Annotated in this window: 18 protein-coding genes and 4 pseudogenes; 5 read left to right on the forward strand and 17 right to left on the reverse strand. The window is 58.0% G+C overall.

Annotated elements, in window-relative coordinates:
• A partial coding sequence (locus tag YU9_RS0135385) for a transposase (RefSeq protein ID WP_027576977.1) occupies positions 1-257 on the forward strand: 257 nt, incomplete at its 5' end.
• Here the strand turns inward: YU9_RS0135385 and YU9_RS46740 are convergent.
• The 3 genes from YU9_RS46740 to YU9_RS46745 form a co-directional block, all read right to left on the reverse strand.
• Positions 232-612: a DNA -binding domain-containing protein gene (locus YU9_RS46740; protein ID WP_156952313.1), complete on the reverse strand. Its 381-nt coding sequence runs from the start codon at positions 610-612 to the stop codon at positions 232-234. The genes YU9_RS0135385 and YU9_RS46740 overlap by 26 nt on opposite strands.
• Positions 613-658: 46 nt before the next feature.
• Complete coding sequence (locus tag YU9_RS50485; RefSeq protein ID WP_027576978.1) at positions 659-853, reverse strand: transcriptional regulator domain-containing protein; 195 nt, start codon at positions 851-853, stop codon at positions 659-661.
• Positions 854-1,016: 163 nt separating this feature from the next.
• Positions 1,017-1,289 carry a DNA -binding domain-containing protein gene (locus YU9_RS46745; protein ID WP_084299183.1) on the reverse strand — a complete coding sequence of 91 codons (273 nt, stop codon included), beginning with the start codon at positions 1,287-1,289 and terminating at the stop codon, positions 1,017-1,019.
• A 603-nt stretch (positions 1,290-1,892) separates the two neighbouring features.
• Between YU9_RS46745 and YU9_RS0135400 the strand changes: the two genes are divergently transcribed.
• On the forward strand, positions 1,893-2,174 hold the full coding sequence (locus YU9_RS0135400) for a helix-turn-helix domain-containing protein (RefSeq protein ID WP_027576979.1): 282 nt from the start codon (positions 1,893-1,895) through the stop codon (positions 2,172-2,174).
• 867 nt (positions 2,175-3,041) lie between these two features.
• Here the strand turns inward: YU9_RS0135400 and YU9_RS51290 are convergent.
• Both YU9_RS51290 and YU9_RS0135410 read right to left on the reverse strand, forming a co-directional pair.
• Positions 3,042-3,670 (reverse strand): annotated as a pseudogene (locus YU9_RS51290) (TauD/TfdA dioxygenase family protein).
• Positions 3,671-3,912: 242 nt separating this feature from the next.
• Entirely contained in the window at positions 3,913-4,857 is a 945-nt protein-coding gene (locus tag YU9_RS0135410; RefSeq protein WP_027576980.1) for an adenylate/guanylate cyclase domain-containing protein, read from the reverse strand.
• 1,521 nt (positions 4,858-6,378) lie between these two features.
• Between YU9_RS0135410 and YU9_RS50870 the strand changes: the two genes are divergently transcribed.
• Both YU9_RS50870 and YU9_RS48440 read left to right on the forward strand, forming a co-directional pair.
• Positions 6,379-6,507 (forward strand): hypothetical protein, encoded by a 129-nt coding sequence (locus YU9_RS50870; protein ID WP_256375936.1) that lies wholly within the window; start codon positions 6,379-6,381, stop codon positions 6,505-6,507.
• Positions 6,504-6,863, forward strand: a complete 360-nt coding sequence (locus YU9_RS48440) for a hypothetical protein (RefSeq protein ID WP_027576981.1) — start codon at positions 6,504-6,506, stop codon at positions 6,861-6,863. The genes YU9_RS50870 and YU9_RS48440 overlap by 4 nt, the downstream gene beginning before the upstream one ends.
• Before the next feature lie 114 nt (positions 6,864-6,977).
• Here YU9_RS48440 and YU9_RS0135425 read toward each other — a convergent pair whose 3' ends face one another.
• The 9 genes and pseudogenes from YU9_RS0135425 to YU9_RS0135465 all read right to left on the reverse strand — a co-directional run bounded on the left by YU9_RS0135425 (position 6,978) and on the right by YU9_RS0135465 (position 15,317).
• Positions 6,978-7,382, reverse strand: coding sequence for a hypothetical protein (locus YU9_RS0135425; protein WP_027576982.1), 405 nt, complete (start codon positions 7,380-7,382; stop codon positions 6,978-6,980).
• Between the two features lie 13 nt (positions 7,383-7,395).
• Positions 7,396-8,145, reverse strand: coding sequence for a hypothetical protein (locus YU9_RS0135430; protein ID WP_027576983.1), 750 nt, complete (start codon positions 8,143-8,145; stop codon positions 7,396-7,398).
• An 824-nt stretch (positions 8,146-8,969) separates the two neighbouring features.
• Positions 8,970-9,095 (reverse strand): annotated as a pseudogene (locus YU9_RS48445) (ABC transporter permease); the annotation flags it as partial.
• Between the two features lie 346 nt (positions 9,096-9,441).
• Entirely contained in the window at positions 9,442-10,458 is a 1,017-nt protein-coding gene (locus YU9_RS0135440) for a nucleotidyl transferase AbiEii/AbiGii toxin family protein (protein ID WP_027576985.1), read from the reverse strand.
• Positions 10,451-11,041 carry a DUF6088 family protein gene (locus YU9_RS46750; RefSeq protein ID WP_084299184.1) on the reverse strand — a complete coding sequence of 197 codons (591 nt, stop codon included), beginning with the start codon at positions 11,039-11,041 and terminating at the stop codon, positions 10,451-10,453. Before YU9_RS46750 ends, YU9_RS0135440 begins: the two co-directional genes overlap by 8 nt.
• 376 nt (positions 11,042-11,417) lie before the next feature.
• Positions 11,418-11,855: a hypothetical protein gene (locus tag YU9_RS43560; RefSeq protein ID WP_156952310.1), complete on the reverse strand. Its 438-nt coding sequence runs from the start codon at positions 11,853-11,855 to the stop codon at positions 11,418-11,420.
• Between the two features lie 75 nt (positions 11,856-11,930).
• Positions 11,931-12,092, reverse strand: a pseudogene (locus YU9_RS46755) (pyruvate kinase); the annotation flags it as partial.
• Between the two features lie 111 nt (positions 12,093-12,203).
• Positions 12,204-12,680 carry an Lrp/AsnC family transcriptional regulator gene (locus YU9_RS0135460; protein ID WP_027576989.1) on the reverse strand — a complete coding sequence of 159 codons (477 nt, stop codon included), beginning with the start codon at positions 12,678-12,680 and terminating at the stop codon, positions 12,204-12,206.
• Between the two features lie 1,761 nt (positions 12,681-14,441).
• On the reverse strand, positions 14,442-15,317 hold the full coding sequence (locus YU9_RS0135465) for a TauD/TfdA family dioxygenase (protein ID WP_245266678.1): 876 nt from the start codon (positions 15,315-15,317) through the stop codon (positions 14,442-14,444).
• A 1,194-nt stretch (positions 15,318-16,511) separates the two neighbouring features.
• Between YU9_RS0135465 and YU9_RS43565 the strand changes: the two are divergent.
• Positions 16,512-16,933 (forward strand): annotated as a pseudogene (locus YU9_RS43565) (SOS response-associated peptidase); the annotation flags it as partial.
• A gap of 1,595 nt (positions 16,934-18,528) precedes the next feature.
• On the opposite strand, the gene YU9_RS46760 reads toward YU9_RS43565, so the two are convergent.
• The 3 genes from YU9_RS46760 to istA form a co-directional block, all read right to left on the reverse strand.
• On the reverse strand, positions 18,529-19,416 hold the full coding sequence (locus YU9_RS46760; protein WP_027576993.1) for a hypothetical protein: 888 nt from the start codon (positions 19,414-19,416) through the stop codon (positions 18,529-18,531).
• A 680-nt stretch (positions 19,417-20,096) separates the two neighbouring features.
• Positions 20,097-20,840: an IS21-like element helper ATPase IstB gene (gene istB / locus YU9_RS0135505; RefSeq protein ID WP_027576994.1), complete on the reverse strand. Its 744-nt coding sequence runs from the start codon at positions 20,838-20,840 to the stop codon at positions 20,097-20,099.
• A gap of 13 nt (positions 20,841-20,853) precedes the next feature.
• Positions 20,854-22,392, reverse strand: coding sequence for an IS21 family transposase (gene istA / locus YU9_RS0135510; protein WP_027576995.1), 1,539 nt, complete (start codon positions 22,390-22,392; stop codon positions 20,854-20,856).
• Between the last annotated feature and the right edge of the window lie 55 nt (positions 22,393-22,447).

Consider the following 22,447-nt stretch of genomic DNA (forward strand, 5'->3'; position numbering starts at 1 on the left):
TGGATAATCTCGGCAGCCACAGGAGCAAAGCGGTTCGCCAGCTGATCCGTTCGGTCGGCGCCAAACTCTTCTTCCTGCCAAAATACTCGCCCGACCTGAACCCGATCGAACAGGTCTTTGCCAAGCTCAAGCACCTGCTTCGCAAAGCTGCCGCGCGAACCGTGGACGCGGTCTGCGCCGCAATCGGCCACGCACTCGATGCCTTCACCGCCGAGGAGTGCGCCAACTACCTCAAAAATTCAGGCTATCGAACTTAATGCCATCACGCTTTAGTGCGCGCAGTGCAAGGATCAGCCGACGCTGCTTCAAGGCAGGCAAAGCAAGAGGGGGCATTCCGAGCGCCCGACGCTCAAGGGCGAGCCAAAATCGACGTGCGGCCCCCAAACGAAGCTCGAAATCGGCATCGAGCGGCAGATCAACGACGACAGCATATCCGCTCACCGGAAGCTTGCTTAGCCAGAGGCGATGCTTCGTGCCCCCGAGCGGCACGATCGCATGCCATCCATCCGGCGCACGGCGAAGCTCGCTGCCCGGCAGACTGTCGAAATCGAGCTGATAACTTCCGGGCGCAATGCAGTTGGCCGCTCGCATACCCAGTACGGTCGGCAGCACCTCGGGTGCCCAAAAGACTGCTTGCTTGTCGAAGGTCTTTTGCGGATCAGCAGGAAAACGAGAGCCCCCACTTGCGTCGGAACTCGCCCGCCGCTGCGCTCGAACGTTCGCGGCGAGATAGCCGCTTATAATCCTCTTGATAGTCGCGATCCCGGCGCAGCCACTCCCAGGCCAGGTCGGCAGCATCCGCCTTCTTCAGGCCGCTGTACGCTTCCTCAGATCTCCAGTCAGTATCCGGCATCGCACCTTTCCCGCAGAATCTTCAGACGGGACGAAATGCATCCGATGATTGTGGCCCTTTCCGGTTGCTTGCGTATCGTGTGCACGCCTTGCACGCACTTAATCGATAGAATGATCAACTTTTGCGATCGCGGCACATTCCGGCGACCTGACAGCCGCGCGGATCATTGTTTTGGCCAACCGCTACGAAGCAGATCACGATAGCCGTGGCCCGCCAGCCACTTGGCCCGAGTCAGATGACTTTCGAATGTGCGTCGCGCTCGATCCGGTTCAACGCTGAGATCAAGCCCAAGCACAATTCGTGCGATTTCGCGCCAATCTGCCTTGTCAGCGTCCGCATCAAGCAGTCGCATGTAGGCAACAGCGTGCTCCCTGTCATATGACGTGAGTTCGTCGACGCTGGGCGCCAATTCTGCGATCTTCGGCTCGGCCGGCACCGCCTGAAACTCCTACCCAGTTGACAAATCTACCGAAATTAGAGCAGCGATAACTAATCTGAGCTCGTTTTGGTACCCGTCCAATGGTCGCACCCCAACCTCCTTTTCGCGCTGAGACGGCAATCGCATAGCGGCTCACATTGAGCTGGTGGCTCCATCCTGCGCTTTCCCTTTTTCATCGCTGTCCATACTGCAAGCGATTGCAGATGTGCCCTGTAACTCGGTTGTCCTTGTTGTTGCTGGCCGAAAGCGTGGTGGTCCGTGGTGACGAGCCCGGTCGCACTCGTGAAAGGCAACAACCTGGAGAATATTCGTTTCCGTTTCGACCCACAGTTGAACATTCGTCCTATCGTCACGATCCCGGGAAAATGCCGCAGGTACCTCTGAGCGCTATTTCTTCTCTGCCGCTAATGGCAACCTATTGCCCGCTAGAATGCCTGTGGTGGTCAACGAGAAGACGGCACGCGCTAGCTGCGTCTGCATCTCACCGTTGCCTGATTCCTCGAAGCAATTGGGGAGGACAGCCACTGCTCGTAACAGCTTATCGTAATAGTCTGGCTATAACCAGTGGTTTCATAATCATCGGAATGGCTGCCTCTGCGCATGAACGCTCGTGCGCTTGTGGCCTGGAATGTGCGCCGGATCCGCGTAGAGCGCGGCATTCCGCAAGAGCAATTGGCCTATGATGCCGGGATCGACCGCTCATACATGGGGCGCATTGAGCAGAAGAAAGAGAACCCAACTATTGATCTCCTGGAACGCATCGCCGCGACTTTGGGCGTTCACTTGTCCGAATTATTCACACAGCCGGCTAAAGGTGCAATGCCCCCCAAGACGATGTCCAGAGGCCGCAAGCCGGCACGGCTTGGCCGAAACAACACGTAATTATTGAGCGGGCCATGTTTCCGCTAACGCTTGGGCGGAATCGAGCCGGAGCGGCCCACGTGCTTCATCGATCTACAGCCGACGCTTTCGATCTCCTATTCCAGCCGATGTGGCCCCAACAAGGTTCCGCTTAGCGCTCCCTCGGAACGCTCTGTTGAGCATCTCCGGAATGAGGGCTTGCGCCGCTCGCGTAAACCTACCGAGGGTCGCTTGAACCCGAGGTTTTCGAAGAGCCTGCTTGGGGACGACGGGTGCGGTTCGGTTGATGGCAGCGCCCCAACCGGGAGTCCGCGAGGTTATGCAGGGACTGTGCTATCCTGGCGCGCAAGAGCATGAGAGCAAGCTGGTGTGCGCCTCGAGGATGGGACCTTTCCGCTGGCCGAAGATCGGAAGGTGTGATGCGCTTGCACGCGCGCAGTTAAGGCGCTCCTGGAAAGGCTCGACTGGCGGCTTGTTCATGGGACACGTGAGATGTCGGCACGATCGCGAGCGGGATAGTTTCAGCCGGCGCCGGGCGCCGTGAACAAGGTCATCCGACGCGTCGCAAGATGGTGGCGAATATGTTCTGAATTGGATGTGAGCTAGGCCGGGCCTGACGATCCCGATGCGATGAAGGGGATGCTGCTCGCCGAGCGAGAGCCAACGCTTGCATCAGATCATCAAAAATGCAGCGTCATCGGTTTGACCGACGAGCAGAGACGATGCCTGAAGATTAATGCTATTGGGCCTGGAAGAAGCCTACCAGGTGGCAGCTGCGCCGTTAGCCGGTCTAGCGCATAAGAAGGTTGGCTCCGCTCGACATTGCAGGGCCGCAACTTAGTGTTAAGTCTTCCGGCGTCTTACGAAATCCGGGACAAGCGGACAATGTCAGGCAGCTTCTGCGGCCCTTGTTTTTGGCCTCTTCACATGCCGTACGCGGGCGTCAATCGCAAGCTGGTCCATGGCCCAGTGAGGACTTCCGGTGTTGTTCGCAGGGCACGGCTCAGTCGCGCGATTGTCCCAGATTACGACGTCGCCTGATTTCCATTTCCAGCACAAGGTGTTCCGGGGCGCAATGAGATAGGATTGCAGCCGTTCAAACAGTCTTTGGCTGGGATAGCGCTGCAGGCCGACGAAGTTGTTCACGGAACGACCGAGCGAAAGCATGCGTTCGCGGGATGAACACGAACAATCGGATGTGTCGTTTCGTAGATCGTTCCAGTGGATACGCCGCACCAAGGCCGCTTGTGGGTGGCCCTCTCTGTCGCAGTGAGATCAGATGCGACGAAGCTCACAGCCCAAAGGTTATCTGCGAGCATCCGCAGGGGATCGGGAAGATCAAGATAAGCGGCCGCCCTGCTCGACCAAGCAATGTCGCCGCCAAAAGGCGGGACCGCTGCAAGCCGTAGCACCGAAATGGCTGCGGGGACCCTCTCTTCGTTCATCTGGTTGAGATGACTGCAGGCGCGATCAGACAGCTCCTGCCGGATCGTTAAACCGCCCATTGTGTCCGCCATTGTGGGATTGGGTATCAGCCGAGCCGGAGCACAAAACGCTGCTGCTGGGCATCCTCGAGATGTCCCTGATCACGGAAGAAGATGATCTTATGCTCTAGCAGAAGCCGGTTGAAGGCTACGATGACATCGTCAGGCAAATCGTCCGATAGGGTTCGTGCTGGCGCTGGGGAAGTGCCCGTTTTTGACACGAAGTGCCTCGATTGCAACTTCGATGAGGACTTCGGAGGACAGAACTGTCGGTTTCAGGTCACCGAGTATATTTCATAGTTTTCGAATCCGAATGCACCAGCAAGATCAACGCTAACCTCGCTGCACCGTTCGAGCCACTGAACATGAATTCGCTCGTACAGCTCTCGACCAATCAGAAACTGGCCTGCCTTCGCCTTGCCATTAATTTTTGCGCATCGATTAAGGCCATCACTCTTCATCACTCTCTCGGAGAAGCCGGTTGACGGGACGTTCAATTCGGACACCACGGCAACGCCGTGATCGGCGCCCACGCGGATTGAGAGACTGGGTAATCCTGCGGCCTCGAGAGCAGGGTTCACTGCACCTTCGAGCACGGCAAGAAATGTAAGCCCCATATCAAGCGCGTTGTCGCACTGAACATTCACCGACTGAGAAGTGATGTAAGCGATAAAGCCATCTCCCGTGGAAGTGAGGATCGTCCCGTGGAATTGCCCCACCACCGATCCCAGCTCTTGAAAGAAAATAGTGTACGCTCGGTCATAGCTACTGCCATTCCGCGCCCTGAGCTTCGTCGATCCGCATATGTCAACCGACAGAAAGGTCACATTCCGGACCGGATCTTCCGGTGCCAGCTGACGGTGCTGATCGGCCTCAGAGTTGGGAGCGATGAAAATGCCAGACTGCAACTGACTTTCAATCGCCGTCCGTCGATCCTGGGTGTAGTCTGAGGCGCTCTTTATTGTCGGGGAATTACAATACATCGGCAGGCCGGCTACACCCGACATTGAGTTCAAGCACTCTTCGGAGACCAAGAAATCGAGATATTTGTCCCTATAGTACAACCCGTCTTCCATTTGCAGCGTTTCATATCGGCGAGGATCGGGCTTAACGATTGCGCGAAATGTTTGGGTTGTCTCGTCTAAAGAGACAATATCCCACGCGAAATCCATCCGGACATAATTCGGTATCCTCTCTCCATCCTGCTGACCGCTCTGCATCGTCTCCTCGCTATTCTAACCGCTTTTCGAGATCCCTGGAGCGATTCGGGACAAACCAAATATAGACCATTTGGGAGCGCAAAGCTGTGTGATGCTCCACACACAAATTGATCGAACGTCGAGTTGGCTGGGCAATGAATGAGTGGTGCGGTATCAGGTCAACGATGTCTCTGATTTTTTTGCACCTCCCGAACTCATCAGGCGTGTAGTTTGCTCCGCGCCGGCCACGCACATCCCGCCTCATATCGTAAATATCGCAATCGTCTAAACCGAGATCCTTGCGAGCGACGTCTTCTCGGTAGCCGATAGCCAATCGCGGTGAAAATAGTCAAGCACGTACCTGCGCTACGAGCTCCCTTTGGTGTTGCCATGAAATTTGCCCTGCCACTGCAATCCGGCGCCGAGGTGTGCGCTGATACAAGCAGCTTTCCCAACACTTCTCGCATGGGGCTAGGCGTCTGAAAAATGCTTTAGTCAAAACCAATCGCGGCGAAAGACGTCTTCCAAATATGCGGACGTCAGCCCCTCCCCGGTGGACAGATGGATCGAGGTGGCGCTGTTTACGACCGGCAGACCGTCCACCCCGATCACAATGATAGTGACCGGCTTGTGTCGACAAGCCGACGCAACCGTCCTCGACGCACTTGTTCGTCAAAGATGCTGGATGACGCAAAGCTATGCGACAAACGAAGAGCGAAGTCCGAACTGATCGCCGCGATCCAGCCGGATCTGCGATGCAAGCAGCCGACGCTTTGCCGGTCTTCTCTCCGTTTCCGTTCGCCTGCTTCGCGTTGGCTCGCAGATCAGGTCAGCCGCACCGCATTGTATCACCTCGCCCTTTCGCTCGATCGCCACGAGGCTTCGTGCAGGGCGCGTTTCCCGAAGATCTAGCGAGTGTCCGGCACTCTCTGCGCGATCTGATCCGAAACCGCGCGGCATGTAGCAGTCGGACGATCTCGGCCGGAAGCAGTGACAGTTCGCGACAGCTTGCTCAATTGTTCTGATCCGTCAGCGTGACATCGCAAGGCCTGATATTTTTCCCTAGAGCCTCCGGCGCGGTTCCGTTCCACCAGCTAGAAGTGTTTGCTCGAACTTGCGCAGGTCGCCGTCTCTGCCCACCAAATCGCCCAGGTTCTTTGCGGGGTCCTTGGTCAATCGCCGGATGCCACTTTGATCCCGCTTCGCGAGATCCGCTGGCCAGCCCCGAATTGATTCCGTTTATGGCAAATGCCGTTTGATCAGCTTCCACGACGGCGCGCTCCCTGAACGGTTCCAATTCGCGGACGCTTTGCTGATGGAATTCGGATCGGCGTGCTTAATCCTGTTTGGTTGAGCCGGTAGGTTCGCCGGCACCGCTACTTTCGGATGAAGATCGTCGAGAACCTTACTGTAGCCACATCGAGGGAGCACTGGTCAAGGCGTTCTGCCCAACTTGCCTGAGAACTTCGACAGACGTCTCCGACCCTCTACCAGGGGCCTCTCGAAGCAACGGTCTATCTGCTCGACGCGCCGACTTTCCAAGTGAGCAAGACGCTCAAGATTTCGGATCTGCAGATTATTGCGGCGGACGGCGGGCTCAAGAACTCAAGATCGGCGGGCAGACGCGCGGATCGTGCGAAGATGGCGGCAAAGGAATTCTTCTTCGGGTGACCCCGGGGCTCAGATCCTCAACAGTCTGGAAAGATGATGATGCGTTTCCGTCCAACATTCAGGTGGTCGCGACCTCGACCGACCAAATCCTCTTCGCCGTCAAGCGTCAGCGACCGATTGGCGTGAGACGGTTGGCGACTGCGACACTGGAAGTGTCGCGACCAAGCGCTGGGGCGACGGCGGCGATGAATTACTGGAATTCTCAACTCAAGCTTGGTGTTGATGGAACAGCCATCTCGATCTATGATTCCGCCTTTGGATTAAGCTCTTTCGCCCAAGGGCTGGTACTCCATCGAGGCAAGCCGGTCATCTGTGGCAGCCTCGGCGGTCGGCCGGCGATTTCGGCCCAACAGTGAAGCGATTGAGCCGATAATGTTAGCAGTACAGGACGCTTTGGCCCTTGCTGGACTGCGACATACCCGATGCGGAGATTTTCAGCGATCAGAACTCTGCCTGCGAGCACTGTGCGATCACCCGCAGGGAGGGATACCGCTGGCTTTGGCATTCGCCTCAGTGGTCTCTCCCACCTTGAAGCCGCCGCTCCAGATACTGACCATCGGATCATCTCCCGATTTCGTGTAGCAGTAGCGGGCGGAGGACTGCGCCAATGAGGCGTTTGGATTGTCGATAGCATTTCGCAAATTGAGCACTGATGCGCAGTGCAGCAGGATATCGGTGATGTCGTCGCTGTGCAGAGACGGCACGTCCAGTTTTGTGATAATCGTGCGCACGCGTTGACGACCGTTATCCACGTCCGGATTGGCAGCGGGCGGATTGCCGGCAGCCGGTTGCACTGCTGCAATCGCTTGGGGCTTTTTCGCCTTGTCCTTCTTCGGCTTTGCCGCTCGACCAGCCTTTTTGCGCGAGGCGTTCACTGCGTTCCTCCTCTTACGGAATTATGCGGGTACCACGAAGACCGGCTCTGAGCTGTTGATTGATGTGAAACGCCTGCGCGAGCGGTGACAACGACTTGCCGCCCTTTGCCAGGGGGCCGAAGGTGAATACGACCTGATGCGTTCGTTCGCGCCCTGTGCTGAACAGCTTTTCAGACGGATTCACCGTGCCGGTCGTAAACTTCCACGTCGGCGTGATGTCTCCTGAAACCGTCTCCTTGATTGAGACTGTTTGCGTCAGGACGTTCTTCTCGTCCTTGATCAGCTCGACGTTATCCGGATCGTTGGCCAGGCCGAGCTTGACGATCTGGATGCGGGACTCCAATAGCGGCAGGATCTTCAGATCGATGTCGACCAGCGGCGAACCCTCCTTGTTTCCGGAAGGATCGCGGCACGGACGATCCGTGCTGTTGCGTTGAAAGAGATTTGGCTTGTAGAGCGCTGCGATCGGATAGAAGACGTTGAAGTTGTTCTCGTTCGTCGCAACGGCCCCACCGCTGATGCCGCCTGCGAGACTGAATACCGGCGAGAGTGGAGACACTGGCTCCCAGAGGCCGGTCGGATTGACCGTCGAGTTTTCCGAGACCGTCAAGTCGGTCGCAACCTCGACACCCCAGCCGGCGAGGAAGCTGCTGTAGGCGCGATGATTGGCTCGTTCGCGGGCTTGGGCCAGATCCTCCTTGACCGTCAAAGTCACGGCGTAGCTCAACTCGCAAACGATGCTGCGAATGAGCGTCGAATTCATGTCTTCGACTTCACGTGAGCTGGATCTTGGCCAATCCCTCTGGCTTGGAATGTGCCGCAGCCGGTAAGCGACAGGCTAACGGCCCCGAAAATGAGGTGCAGCAATCTCATGCAAACATCGCCTTTTGCCGGCGCACCGGTTCATCACGGCGAGCCAAGCTCAAACCAGCCTAAAATCGTCTTTGCGACGCTCCCATCCCCGTGCGGCAGCGCTCCGTGTGGCGGCTCCCACGGGTTTTGCGAGCCCGTTGGCACTAACTTAGAGCCCGAAGGCGGCAGAGTCTGTGACCGGAACGCAACAATCTTACAATTTATGATTGTCTCAGCTGCTGAGCTTGCGCCTGGACCGCGAGAAAGAAACTTGCCTCGCTGGCGGCGGCACCTCGGGGATGGCGCTTTGATGTCGCCGCGGAAAGAAAACGGCAACGGCCAGCCGTCCACGAGAAGCCGCGAACCATCATTCGATGACAACGAACGTTGAGGCGATCCTCGGCCTGTCCGAGGCACGGCTGAGTCGGTAACCTGCCGAGCATGCCCCACATCTTCCAACTAACCGGCGCCAATCCGATAGGGCACCGATCGTGGCGTCGTCTCGTCGGAGACCATTCGGCAGAACCAGGAGCAGATGCTGCGCGAGCTCGCGCAAATGGTCGAGATCGACTACCCGCCTGAGCCCGGCCCTAGAACTTGAATTCAGGCGCACGCATAGCCGCCGATCAACCTGCCATCGGCCGGCTGGTGGTGAAATTGCGCAGCTCGATGCAGAACACCTTCGAGGCGCTTCCAAGTTGCGGAGCGTCTGTTGAAGCAATGTTTCGTTGAAACACGCCAACGCAACAACCTCACCTCGAGCAGATTTATGAGCTTTCCCACCGTCAAGCCGAACACTGACAAGATGACCACACCGGCCAACAACTGATCCATCTGCATGAGATTGCCGGCCTTGGCGATGTGCTCAAGCTTTATGTCTTTGATCGTTTTCTGGATCCGACACCGCTTCCGAAGATCCTCAATGTCCAGGGCGCGGGGCTCGCCGTGATGCGCGATGCCGGAGATCACAAAGCATTTTGGCTCACTGACATTGAGACCATCAGCTCGGTTATGTAGGCGGCGGATGTTGTTTGTCTCGTTGTAGTAAAGTATATAGACCGAGTCTGCGCGCGTCAGCTGATGCAAGGTGATATCGGGCTCGCGCATTTGATTGACATCGATCATTCGCACTCGGTGGAGGGCAATTGGGTGATCTGCACGATATCTGATCGAGGCCGGCGCATGAACTCCGACCATCTTTGGAGGTTTAGGCTGGTCTGTTCGCTCGGCTTTCGATGTCCGCACACCGTTGCATTAGCGTATCAAAGGTCTCTGGCTCGTCCAGCAAGAGCCCGTCGTCGACCATGTGTTGATAGTCCTGTTCTAAAACGGCTCGCGCTTCGCCTTCAGGGACGAGCTTCAGCGCACCATTGACCACCTTGTGATAGTCAATCGTCGTGCCGGCACGGTCCTTTTCAGAGAAGAACCATGTTTTATGCTCTGCCACCGTGTCAGCCAGCTTTCGGTCTTTCAATGCAGCGTCCGCGATCCCCGCGTCATCCAGCCTCACGAGATCGTACCAGTGGCGAGCGAAACGTTCGCCTCGCAGTTTACCCTGGGCGCAAAAAACATGGATGGCAGTCGCCTTCTCCCAGAAGGTGCGCTCCGCTTTCATGGTTCTTGGCTTGGCAGTTGGAAACTCGAGCGTTTCAAGATACTGGGCGGCGTCGCAAACCGCGTCGTGAGGCTCGCTCGGCTCGCCGGTGGATCTTGCGCCGAATTCAAGCATGACGGCGGGGCTCACATAGCCGTTGCCTGTCTCCAAGGGAGCGTATCGGACGAAGATTTTGTCATCATCGGCTTCCGCCTTCGCACTCAGCTTGTCGTTTTCCAGACACTGATTGATAACGGGAAGCGCCTTTTCTTTCACCCAAACTGGAAGTCGCTCTCGGACCTGGTCGCTCCATTTTTTGCCCTGGCTACGGGTCTGAGGGACGGGATTGCTCTCGCTTGTTTTCACGAGATCAGGGGCTATTGCCCGAATATCGTAGGTAAGGTCGACGTCTTCTGAGAAGCGGCGGATTGCGCCGTACGCCTTGGAAAGGGACGTTCCGCCCTTGAAAACGAGGTGCTCTCCTAGTGGAGAGGAAAAGAGTGCATTCAAGCACCAAACAACCCAGACATCTTTCTCAAGGAGATGTGCCGGACGTCCTGAATTGGAAGCAGCAACGCCGAGCGCCTCTCGGCGCTCGGCGTCAGACAGATTTAGGAACTTGTCAGACATGCAGTTCGCTTACCGGCTTGGCAAGCCAAGTCGGCAATGAAGACGCCGCGGACTTTAGCTCACTCACTTCGGTTGGGGTCAGTTTCTGACTGACCGACCGCAATGCTCGTTCTGCCGTCTTGGGACCAACCCAGGCAAGCGCACGCACCACCTCACCAGCACGACGATTGGCCAGCGTAAGCTGCCAAAGCGGCGCATGCTTGAGCTGGACAACTTGCTTGCCAAGGTGGAGCTCGCGAGAAGGACCAGAGGTCAGGTAAACCTGACGGACAGGTACCTGCGTTGTCAAACCAAGATGGTTGGCCGCCGCCGCGCCGCTGGAAACAATGGTCTCACCGCTGCGAGCCTTGGTTTCCTCAACGACTTTTTCGACCGACGGAGCTCTAACCCCGAAACGGCTTTCGACCGGACGCAGATACACCCCTCGCCTCGCGCGCAGAAGTTTTCCTCGCTCGGCAAGACGCGAAAGGGCCTGATCAACAGCAGCACGCTTTCCAAGATGCAAAAGCGCCTTGGCAGCAATCGGTGCGCCTTCGGGCAGTTCTTTGGTGACTTCCAAAATCCGGGTGCTAAGGGCGGTCATGGCTCTCACTCCAGTGTCAGAAACATAGGAGGACTTCTGACACCCTACAAGAGCTAAGTTTCAAAAAAGTTTCGGTGTCAAATCAAGGATTTATCTCATTATGACCGATTCGGACCTTTTTTGAGGGGCAAAAAAGCGGTTCTGCCCTCCCTCCAATGTGCTGGGGCCGGATCGGTATTCAGACCGCCTGATTATCGGTCCTTGGCGCGAAAGAGCGGGCGCAGCAACCGCAATCGCTTCACATTGCTGAGGCCCACCACATGAAGTCTGAGCCCTCGCGTCGTGCTTCGCCCACCCAGTAAAGCGCGTTGCCCAGCGCTCGACCAGGTGCGGTGCCGGCCCGGTTTGTCGACTCTGGACATAGACCTGAAGGACTTTACCTGCAGCGTCTAGGAACGATTGCTCGGCCTTCATTTTCGCCGCTAGAGCTCCAGGCGCCGATCTCAATCCCGGCAGCTGCATACTCCAGCCCTTCAGGAAGTGCCCCCTCTGCGGATATCGCCAAGCGGTCTTCCGAGTAGAGGTGTTGTCGGCCGGTCTTGGCAAGACGCCGCGCGTCCTCAACCTGGAAGCCAATTGCATCGATGGCCAAGCCCACAATGATGGATGCCTTCTGATGCGATTGAATGAGATCGTGACCTTCGATTCTTACCGTCACGATCGATCCGAAATCGCGAAGCGAGGCCAGCACGTCCCACGCTTCATGCAAGTCGCGGTTGCTGTTCCGGCCGAGAGCCCGATCGCGAAAATCATCGAAATGAATCTTGCGTTCGTCAACCTCGAGGACGTGCGCCAGGGCGGCCGTATTCGTCACGTAGCGAGCTATCGCCACGGCGAGCCACCGGAGTTCTGCGTTGAGAGGAGTGCCCAGCTGTCAACGGCGAGATCGGCGACTACACACATAACTCTTGGCGTGGTCTTCGTGGGTTCCGTGACTGAAGTTTAGCCGAAGGATATCTACCCCGGAAAGGTAGAGAGCACGTATCCTCTCAGGCTCGGCACTTGCCGGACCGACTGTTGCCACGGTCTTGGCGTGACGCCAGCGACGCAACGTACCCCCCATCCGAAGATTGTGATCGATCTAGCCATAAAGACCAAAGCCGACCATTCCGGACTGCGGTCGACGGTAGTTGAGCAAGCCAATGTCCTCTTCGTCAGTCGCTCAACACCATGCGATGGAGGCTATTGGCAAAGTAAATCCTGCTTTGAACCGATCCATGACAATCATTGTTTCAATGCGCTTTATGTCTGAACTTTCGTCTGTAAGGCGCCGGGCAAACCGCTCGTAATCTTCCATATCGTTTACGGTAACGAGCAAGACGAGGTCAGCCAGACCTGTAACGTAGAATGCGCTCATCACTTCAGGCATCTTGGTAATTTGCCTCTTTAGACGATCAACGGTATCGGCACGCGCACGCTCCAAGGAAATGAGAACCACTGCGGTCACATTCCGCCCAATTGCTTTTGGAGAAATAATGGAAACGTCGGCCTCTATGACACCCGTCGATCGAAGGCGCTTCAGCCGCCGTTGAACTCCGGATGCGGATAGGCCGACCTTCCCTCCAAGTTGTTCACTACAGAGGCGATTGTCTCGTTGGACGAGATCAAGAAGACGAAAATCGATCTTGTCGAGTTGCATCACTGCCTCGCGGCCAGCGGATTGCGATCGCGTCGGGGAAGCAGACGCCTGCGCCGCTTGTCCTGACATTTTCGACTCCTCACCACGCCGCCTAGCTGTTGAACGATCGTTTTCACCCGCTGTCATATGTCTTGGAACACCTGTTCGGAGCCCAGCTCTTTGCGATACATCGAAGACAGTTGGTGCGGCGATCTCCCCCTCCGCCGGGGCTCACCAAACTCGAACCCGGCCGCCCTCTCGAGTATGTCGCGGGTCGGGGCCGACGTTTCTATCGATGCGCGCCCGGGACCCGAGCACATATTCCCCGGCACAAACGAGGGTGGTAGACGGTCAAGGCGATCGTGGTGATGCCGCTGAAGAACCGCACGGGATTACAGATTTCCGAGCGCGCGACCTTGCAGCGGGGATGCACGGCATCGGGACGCAGCGACAGCGCGCCCTTCCAGCTCGATGAACCCGCCGGCTCCTTTTCGGGCCTCGGATGAGCATGAACCACTTATCACATCGTTTCCGGTGCTGCTCCGTCCCATGATCTTGTTCGTAGCCCGTCTTTTCGTTACATGACACGCCGCAACGGGCGGGATGTGTCAGGCACGACTATCGTTACACTGTCCGTCCATTGGGCCGGCTGCAATCAGCTCAATATCTCGACTGCAAAGTGGGCATGATGACGCTCCAAAAAACCGCCGCCGGATTTCTCCGGCAGCGGCTCAAGTCTTGGGAGAAAGCAGACGAACCGGTCTGCCAGCGGAGAAGAGATAAGAAAGGAATTCTGGCCCCCTGGTCGCTATTATTCAAAAGTTGTCGGATTTGTCACAGCGCACGAACTCAGCATCCGGGTAAAGTTGGGTAAGCCGACAGTATTAGACGCAGCTGTCTTCCAGGTCTCACGCGACAGTGACCGTCCCACGGCTCTGCAAACGCGATATTTGCGGAGCCGCTCGGGCACGATTCACAACAGATGGCCGGCACTACCGGCCCGCGCGGTCGTCAAAGTGGAACCGATAATTCGTCAGCACAATACGGCGCGCCCTTATTTCCCAATACAAGGTTTCTCGCGCCAAATGCGTGCTTCTCTAGGTCGCCAGAGGGAGAAGGCGGAGCGAGGGGCTTAGCGCCAATTCCTCACGCCGGCTCCTCTTGACGCTTGGCAATCTGGCAATCGTGGCGCGGCTGCATCCTGTGGCTCGCTGGATGGCGCCTCATGACCGGCCAGCAGCGAGCAAGCGAGCGATGCCCTCGTTGCGCTCGATGTCCTCGGGGGCGTTCCCTTGTAGCGGCCCTCAGCCTTTGCCTTCACTTGGCTCTGCGCCTGCCTGCGGCGCCTAGCCGATCGCTCATCCAGTCCGCCAGATGGGGTCTCTTTGTCGCTTACAGATATCGACACGGTCGCGAGCGGGATAGTTTCAGCCGGCGCCCGTGCGCCGTGAAAGGCCATCCGACGCTTCGCGAGATGGTGGCGAAAATGTTAAGTGTGAGCTCGGCCGAGCCTGACGATCCCGATGAGATGAAGGGATGCTGCTCGCGTAGCGAGAGCCAACGGATGCATCAGATTATCAAATATGCAGCGTCATTGGTTTGACCGGCGAGCAGAGCCGATGCCTGAAGATTAATGCTGTTGGGCCTGGAAGAAGCCTACCAGGTGGCAGCTGCGCCGTTAGCCGGTCTGGCGCATAAGGCCGGCTCCGCTCGACATTGCAGGGCCGCAACTTAGTGTTAGGTCTCGCGGCTTCTTGCGAAATCCGGGAGAAGCGGACAATGTCAGGCAGCCTTTGCGGCCCTTGATTTTGGCCTTTTCACGTGCCGTACGCGGGCGTCAATCGCAAGCTGGTCCATGGCCCAGTGAGGACTGCCGGTGTTGTTCGCAGGGTACGGCTCAGTCGCGCGATTGTCCCAGATTACGACGTCGCCTGATTTCCATTTCCAGCACAAGGTGTTCCGGGGCGCTATGAGATAGGACTGCAGCCGTTCAAACAGTCTTTGGCTGGGATAGCGCTGCAGGCCGACGAAGTTGTTCACGGAACGACCGAGCGATAGCATGCGTTCGCCGGTCTCGGGATGAACACGAACAATCGGATGTGTCGTTTCGTAGATCGTTCCAGTGGATACGCCGCACCAAGGCCGCTTGTTGGCTTCGGCGGCCCTCTCTGTCGTAGTGAGATCAGATGCGACGTAGCTCACAGCCCAGAGGTTATCTGCGAGCATCCGCAGGGGATCGGGAAGATCAAGATAAGCGGCCGCCCTGCTCGACCAAGCAATGTCGCCGCCAAAAGGCGGGACCGCTGCAAGCCGTAGCACCGAAATGGCTGCAGGGACCTGCTCATCGTGCATCTGGTTGAGATGATTGCAGGCGCGACCAGGCAGTTCCTGCCGGATCGTTAAACCGCCCATTGTGTCCGCCATTGTGGGATTCGGTACCAGCGAGCCAAGACGGAGTACAAAACGCTGCTGCTGGGCATCGTCGAGATGTCCCTGATCACGGAAGAAGAGGACCTTATGCTCTAGCAGAAGCCGGTTGAACGCTACGATGACATCGTCAGGCAAATCGTCCGACAGCGCAATATTCTTGATTTCGGCACCAAGCCGGTCCGCGTGCTTGACGATGTCTGCTCGCGGAATAACATTTTCAACAGCCATTGTTCCACTCATGACGGCGCCTCTTTCTGTGGATGTCTAAACAAGCTCAGTGGTGGTCGCGTCTGGCGACAAACCCGGCAAACCAGCTTGATGCTACACACCCGAATTGTCTGAGCATGCGTCACCGCGCCCCTCAATTAGGCGGCTGAATTCTGATACACACCACAGCATCTTAGAATCCGACTCCCCCTCTGCGTGTCGACACGGCTAGTGCCGTTCTCATCGAAGGACACTCGCATATGAGGCCACCAGATCGATTTGCAGCCTGATCAACAGTGCAGATCATAGACGCGATCCATGTCCAGTCCATGAAACGAAACCAGCTTTCTTTTTGAGCTCGCGCAACGTTCGCCTCGTCTCGGAACTCATGCTTGGAAAATCCTCGAACAACGACTGTGTCGTACCTCATTCATCCCGCAAGGCCTCATGCGCACGATGAAGATTAGAACTGGTTCGCGGCATGCACTGGCGAAGCGGAGGGGACCCACCGCCTCGAAACATAATCTACCTCAAGATGCATGCCATATTATAAACTACTTCAACGCGCTCCTAATCATATTTTTGCGAGTTGGAGTTGTTCAATGCGCGACGTTTCATCAGCTGATCACTTGCTGTCATGCCTTGGACTAGCGGGAGGAGCGCAAAATAAGAAGGCTGCAACTTCAGATGCAGCTTAAACAACGGACTTAATCCCTCGATTTTCGAAATTTGCGCTCGGCACGAATGCAGCTCGTCCCTGTGATGCCGTGTCTTTCGTTCTACCCGGAGACGTCGATTTTCCTTGCGGCGTGCATGCCGCTTGGCTTTGCGGTAGTTGAGCACACACAATCGAAACAGAGCGCCCACGGCCAGGAATATCGCTCCGAAGGCGTCTTTGCGTTCTCAGACTGAGAGCCGCAAATTCCGGCTGGCTATCTGCTCACTATGAGCGACACGACACCGAAGGGCGGTCGGATTTCAGATCATAAGTCACGGATGTAGCTTCCTCATGATCGCTCTCTCTTATTCTTGGCTTGAGATCGAGTGCTCGCCAGGACCAAGCGCGACGTGACCTCGCCGCCGAGGCGCCACCCGCGCACGACGTTCGTCAAGACCAGGCCAGCCGACTCCGCTGCAGCAAGTCGCCGCCGCCCTTCGGCGACCCTGCTACAGCTTGCGCAGCAGTCACGTCACGCTGCTCGAGAACGTGAAGATTTGCCTCATCACCTCAACGAGGCGGCGATCAGCGCCCTGATCCGCGTGGTCAACCGCTACGTCGGCAATCTCGTACCGATGCCCAGAGTCTTTCCGAACTACAAAGCGCCGATCGTCCGGACCGGCGCCGACGGTCGCGAGCTCGCAACCGCGCGCTGGGGTATGCCGTCCTCGCAGCATGCGCAAATGGAGGCGACCAAAAGACGCGCTGCGAAGCTGGAAGCCAAGGGTAAGTCGGTCGACCTCAAGGAACTCCTCCGGATGGAGCCGGATGGCGGCACGACGAAGATCCGCGACGTGACAAGCAAACATTGACCCAGTGGCTGGGTCCGGAGCATCGGTGCGTGGTGCCGTTCAACTCGTTCAGCGAGGTCAACAAGGCCGAAGGCGGCGACATCTGGTTCGCTCTTGACGGTAGGCGGTGGAGTAAGGAGCGCGGGCGATCGATTATGGCGCGACAATCAGGATGAAAACGCGTATTGCCTCACGCATCGATGCTCCCGGGCGCGACCGATCGCCTCGTTTATTTTGCTCCTCGCTTGGGTTGAGGAGGAAGCCAGGTGCGGAGATGGCCGGCGTTTCGGAACGCCCGGCCTACTCCGCTGGTAGCCGGTACATCATCGTGTTGTCGTGACCTCTGACCTTGGTGGCATTTTCTCCGTAGGAGCGAACAGCAGCGCATTCGCTTGCTCGCTCCGCCAGGATTCAAGCCGCCGTTGAAGAGCTCGAAGAAGCCTGTTCGGGTATCCACGAAGACGCGCGAGTGATCTTGACCGCAACCCGGCACTTAACGCCGTCCACGCCGACGATGAAGTGACCGCGCCGCTAGCGAAGCTCGCAGTGGATCAGAGGATCAAGGCGCGCATGCCCGGCGCGCACAAGCAAAGCGTGCGCAACTACGTGGCGCGCGTGCTCGCCGAAGCCGCCCGTATCCACACCGAAGAGACCCCTTGACGGCCTCGCCCGCTCTCAACCTCCAACCGCTGCGTAACAGGAACGCACCACCATGTCCGACAAATTGAAGAGGCCCATGCTGACAAGATCAGCGACGCGCGCAGGGACGCGCTTTTGGCCCTGCCATTGATTTTGTGAACTACAAAGGGACCGACCACGGCACGGATGAGCGCGCCGCAGCGCTCGAAAAGGCAGTGGGTGATTACGAAGCCATCGCCGAGCCGGATTATTGCTACGCGTGCCCCTCTCTCGAAGTGTGCCGCCGTCACGGGTCCTGCTTCAGGATTGACGCGGGCACCATCGGCGCCGTTTAGACGCCCGCGCCGACTACTACGCGTCAACAAGAACAAGAACGCATTGTCGGACGTGTGATTATGCAGTTCGATATTGGTTTGCCGTACTGGCGTGAATTTGAGGCGACAATTGATCAACCAGGAAGGTCCATTAAGGCAGAGCCCACCACCTTCTAACGCTTCTCACACATCGCATCGCTGCGGTTCCGCACCGCATGGGCGGCTAACTAGGACATCGAACGATGAAAATCGCAAAGCTCTCTCTGGAAAACCGGTTCATTCTCGAAAACCAATACGCGATCATGTACGCACTGCAAAGCCTTGTCCGCACGGATACGTCTTGCATGCTCCGTCTTGGAACGCAATTGGCCAAGACGGAGACCGCATGCTTGTGCGGCGAAATTGTCGCTCCCGCTACGGATGGGAGGCGGCGCAAGGGCACTTGAAGAACTCATCCGCGTCGCTGCGCGGCGGGGCGAGCTTAACCACCTCTCCGTCGTCGCGAGCGACGCGGCTTCCACGCCGTCTTCCGCGTTGCGAGCGGCACCGGCCATTCCAGCGCCACCGACAAAGACCCGGTTGAAGCTCTCCGCGGCGCCCTCACAACCGCGAAGATGGTCCGCGCTCCGCGCGGCCCATCCATGAAGCCAACACCGCAGCCCGATCCGGTGAGCACCGACGACGAACTGGACTTCGGTCGATGTCTGTCGACTTCAAGCGCAGGAGAGAGCGGGCCTCAACGCCATTCTCTCGATGCCCATTGCTTCGGCCTACATGAAGTCGTACTCATCCTCCTCCCAATCGGGCATCCTTTTCGCTGAACGTGACGAGCTTTCGGCATTCCTGCCATCGCTCTCCTCAGTCTTCGCGAGATAAAGCGGAGGCTTGTCTGCTCGCTGCCATCGACCCGCGCTATTATACGTCCACTTATCGGACCTTGTAGGGTCAAGCACCATCAGAGAATCGCTCACCTCAACAAAACCGAGGGTCGCAGCCCGCTCCCTTGCCGCCTCATTTATTGGATGGGATAGCAGCAGCGGTCTGTCGCCATCCAACCGAAGCTGATGCTCTAGCAAGATGTCCCCTGCATTATCCACGAGGGGATGAGCAACCCGAAAATCGACCGTTGACGTGGTTTCCTTCCGTCCAGGGAACAGTTTTTCAAATTTGGCGCGCGCACGCCTATCGTCGAACACCTCTTTGACGGAAGCTCCACTTTCCGTGCGCAGAAGCCCGACACTTTTGTTCCCAAGATCGTAGCTGAAATACCTCGCATCTTCTGAACCTTTTTTCCCATGATCATAGGCAACTTGAACGGTCCGTGCGGCCTTATTTGCGATCGGCCGCGAATATATCTCCGGGTTATTGGCGATCTTCTGGATTTCGTCGCCATAAAACTCTTCCAACTTATCGAGGAATGCGTTTCGCGAGAGTTCTACCACAGGTGCCTCTGAGGTGAGGAAGTAGGGGCGTGAACCGCTGGAAGAAGTCGCGTAAGGGTCTGGATGATCAGTTATTTGCATTCCAGAAAGGGCGCCTTCGAAGCTTCGCCCATATGCGTCGGTGTGCGCGCTCGCGAAGGCGGACTCTCTCGTCTCATCACTGCTGTGAGAGGCCGCCCATGGAAAACTGTATGATTCGTTAATTTGATTGTACATGAGGTTGGCGCTGCTTTCCACGAAGCTGATTTAACCGAGCTTGGGGCCCGCTCGGTCCCGAGCGGAGATCGATAAGCAGCCTGTCTGACGACAAGCTTACGACAACCCTTCTAGGTAGGACTTAACGCTCATTTCCTTGGATTGCTTTCGCGCTCTCGCCCGAGGTCCGCGTTCCAGTTCAGTTGGAAAGCGGTCCTGCGCGAGGTTTGAGTGCCCGCAGGGTCCCGGCCCCGAGGATGGGAGTTTCCTTGCTCGTGAATGAGCCCACGCGAGGCTCACCGTTGTCGCCGACGCGCGCGCATTAAGATCGCAGGACGCACGCGCTGATTCCATCCGTTACTCTGTCACAGCCGCATGCTGTTCGTGCGGTCCTATCCGCGGGAGACGCAGGAGATGGTGTTCGATGCCCACGACTGCGCATTCCAGGGATGGTGATCAGGTGTTCCAGGCGATGGTGATCACGGATTCCAGTGATCGTGATCAGGTGCGGAGGCGAACACGGCTGACGGGTTTATGTGTGCTGGAAATGGCCTCCTCGTCAAGGCTGGCGGGTTGGTCCGAAGATCGTTCCGGCGGTCCATGGGAGGGCCCCGTGCGCGGCGCGGAGTGCCCCCATGAGCGACGTAGCGACGCGCGCGGGAGGGGCCTGTGGGCCGGCGGGGCGATCGTGCGCGAGGTGCTCACGGTTTTTTCTTTTCGCCAGCCTGACGCCGTAGACTATCGCCTTTGAGCTCGATGCGGTGGGCATTGTGAATGATGCGGTCCAATATCGCATCGCCGAGGGTGGGATCGGCAATGACGTCATGCCATTGCGACACGGGGACCTGACTTGTGATCAACAAGGATCCCTTGTCATAGCGATCATCGACGATCTCAAGCAGATCACGGCGCTGGTCGGCGGTGAGCGGTTCAGGTCCCCAGTCGTCGAGGATGAGGAGATTGACGCGCTCAAGCGCGGCGATCTGGCGCGCCAGACGGCCTTCGCCGCGCGCCTGGGCGAGATCGGCGAATAGGCGGGATGTTCGCTTGTAGAGGACGGAGAAGCCGTCGCGGCAAGCCTTGTTGCCGAGCGCACAGGCAAGCCAGGACTTGCCGGTGCCGGTTGGACCGACAATGACCAGGTGGTTGCTGTCGCGGATCCATTGGCAGGTGCCAAGGTTCTGGAAGAGCGAACGATCGAGACCACGGGCGGTGCGATAGTCAACGTTCTCGATGGCGGCGACTTGACGGAGCTTGGCACTGGTCAAGCGGCGCGTGAGGCGGCGGTTGTCGCGGGCAGTGACCTCGCGATCGACGAGGAGGCCGAGCCAATCGGCGTGCGGCATCTCGGCCGCCTCGGGATTGTTCTGCAGTTCGACGAAGGTATCGGCCATGGCGGCGAGGCCGAGGGCGCGCAAGCGATCGACGGTGGGGTGAACGAGCATGCTGATCTCCTGATCAATTGTAGTAACTGCGGCCGCGGATGTTGGCGTGGAAGAGGATGGGCGCCTCCTCGGCGGGAGGAGCGGTTCTGTCGGTGCCGTTCTTGAGGATGGCAGCGACCGATTTGTACGAACGGGCATTGAGCAGCAGCGCACGGGCGCAGGCGGCGTCGACGCGTTCCTGGCCATAGCGCTTGACCAGCCCGAGAATGCCGATGGCGGAGCGGAAGCCCTGTTCTGGATGCGGCCGCGAGCGCAGGATGACGTCGATCAGCGTCTCGGCATCAGGACCGACCTTGGCGGCTTCGGAACGAATGCGCTCATGGGTCCAGTCACGATAGCGGCGATGCGAGCTCGGCATGTGCTCGGGAATGGTCGTCGGGCGATGCGGCAGCGTGCTGCGCAGATGCGAGGCAACGCGCTTGCCGCGGAGGAAAATCTCGACGGTCTTTTGGGTGATGCGAGCCTCGACCTCCTGATGCACGAGGTTGTGAGGAACGCTGTAGTAATGCTTGGCGATCTCGACGTGGTAATCGAGGTTGACCCGGCAGCGCTTCCACTCGGCATACTCGTACGGCTCATCCGGCAAGGGGGTCAGCGCCGGACGATCGAGCTCTTCGAACAGTTCGCGGCGACTTCGTCCCCAGCTGCGCAAAGGTCGATCGTTCAGCTCGACAAGAAGCGCGTGGATCGCCTCATTGAGGGCGGCAAGCGAGAAGAAGCGGCGGTTGCGCAAGCGCGCCAGAATCCATCGCCCGACGATTTGGACCCCGACTTCGACCTTGGCTTTGTCCCTTGGCCGATACGGCCGCGCCGGAACGATGGCGGTGCGGTAATGGCGGGCGAGATCGGCATAGGTCCGGTTGACCATCGGTTCGTGAAAGCAAGCCCGGGTGATGCCGGCCTTCAGATTGTCGCTCACCGTCTGCCGGGCCACGCCACCGAAATAGGAGAATGCCCGAACGTGCGAGGCGATCCAGTCCGGCAGGCTCTGGCTGAAGCTGGCTTCGGCATAGGTGTAGTTCGAGGCGCCGAGCACGGCGACGAAGATCTGCATGCTGCGCACCTCGCCGCTGAGCCCGTCAACCACCTCCATGGTGTGGCCGGAATAGTCGACGAACAGCTTCTCGCCGGCGACATGGACCTGGCGCAGCGTCGGCTTGAGGCGGCCAGCCCATTCCTTGTAGCGTTCGCAGAACCACGCATAGCTGAAGCTGTCGGAGCTTGCGTCGCAATACTCCTCCCACAACAGCATCAGCGTAACGTTCCTCCGCCGCAGCTCGCGATGCACGAGCGCCCAATCCGGATGCGGGCGCTCGTCACTGGGCCGATCGGATGGTGGCGGATACAGGCGGTTCTCGAGCCGGACATCGTCATCCAGCTCCGGCGGCAACGGCCAGGTCAGGCCGGCGCGGCGGGTTCGNTTGAGGTACTTGCTGACCGTGCCCTGGGCCAAGCCCAGGCTGCGGGCAACGGCGCGTTGCGACATGCCGACGCTGTAGTGCAGGCGTAGAACTTCACGAATGTGGCGCATGGACAGTCTCTCGGTCGGCATCTCGATCCTCTGCGGTTAGGCAAAAGACCAAGCTACCCGGGTTGCAGACTGTCAG

The sequence above is a fragment of the Bradyrhizobium sp. WSM1743 genome, from assembly GCF_000473065.1.
Lineage (GTDB): Bacteria > Pseudomonadota > Alphaproteobacteria > Rhizobiales > Xanthobacteraceae > Bradyrhizobium.

Excerpts from the sequence above, each read along its gene's own strand:
- YU9_RS46750 (WP_084299184.1), bottom strand. The coding sequence starts at position 11,041 with ATGACCGCCCTTAGCACCCGGATTTTGGAAGTCACCAAAGAACTGCCC.
- YU9_RS0135410 (WP_027576980.1), bottom strand. The coding sequence starts at position 4,857 with ATGCAGAGCGGTCAGCAGGATGGAGAGAGGATACCGAATTATGTCCGG.
- istB (WP_027576994.1), bottom strand. The coding sequence starts at position 20,840 with ATGCTCGTTCACCCCACCGTCGATCGCTTGCGCGCCCTCGGCCTCGCC.
- YU9_RS0135460 (WP_027576989.1), bottom strand. The coding sequence starts at position 12,680 with ATGCAACTCGACAAGATCGATTTTCGTCTTCTTGATCTCGTCCAACGA.
- YU9_RS50485 (WP_027576978.1), bottom strand. The coding sequence starts at position 853 with ATGCCGGATACTGACTGGAGATCTGAGGAAGCGTACAGCGGCCTGAAG.
- YU9_RS0135465 (WP_245266678.1), bottom strand. The coding sequence starts at position 15,317 with ATGGCTGTTGAAAATGTTATTCCGCGAGCAGACATCGTCAAGCACGCG.
- YU9_RS0135440 (WP_027576985.1), bottom strand. The coding sequence starts at position 10,458 with ATGTCTGACAAGTTCCTAAATCTGTCTGACGCCGAGCGCCGAGAGGCG.
- YU9_RS0135430 (WP_027576983.1), bottom strand. The coding sequence starts at position 8,145 with ATGAATTCGACGCTCATTCGCAGCATCGTTTGCGAGTTGAGCTACGCC.
- YU9_RS46760 (WP_027576993.1), bottom strand. The coding sequence starts at position 19,416 with ATGTACAATCAAATTAACGAATCATACAGTTTTCCATGGGCGGCCTCT.
- YU9_RS0135400 (WP_027576979.1), top strand. The coding sequence starts at position 1,893 with ATGAACGCTCGTGCGCTTGTGGCCTGGAATGTGCGCCGGATCCGCGTA.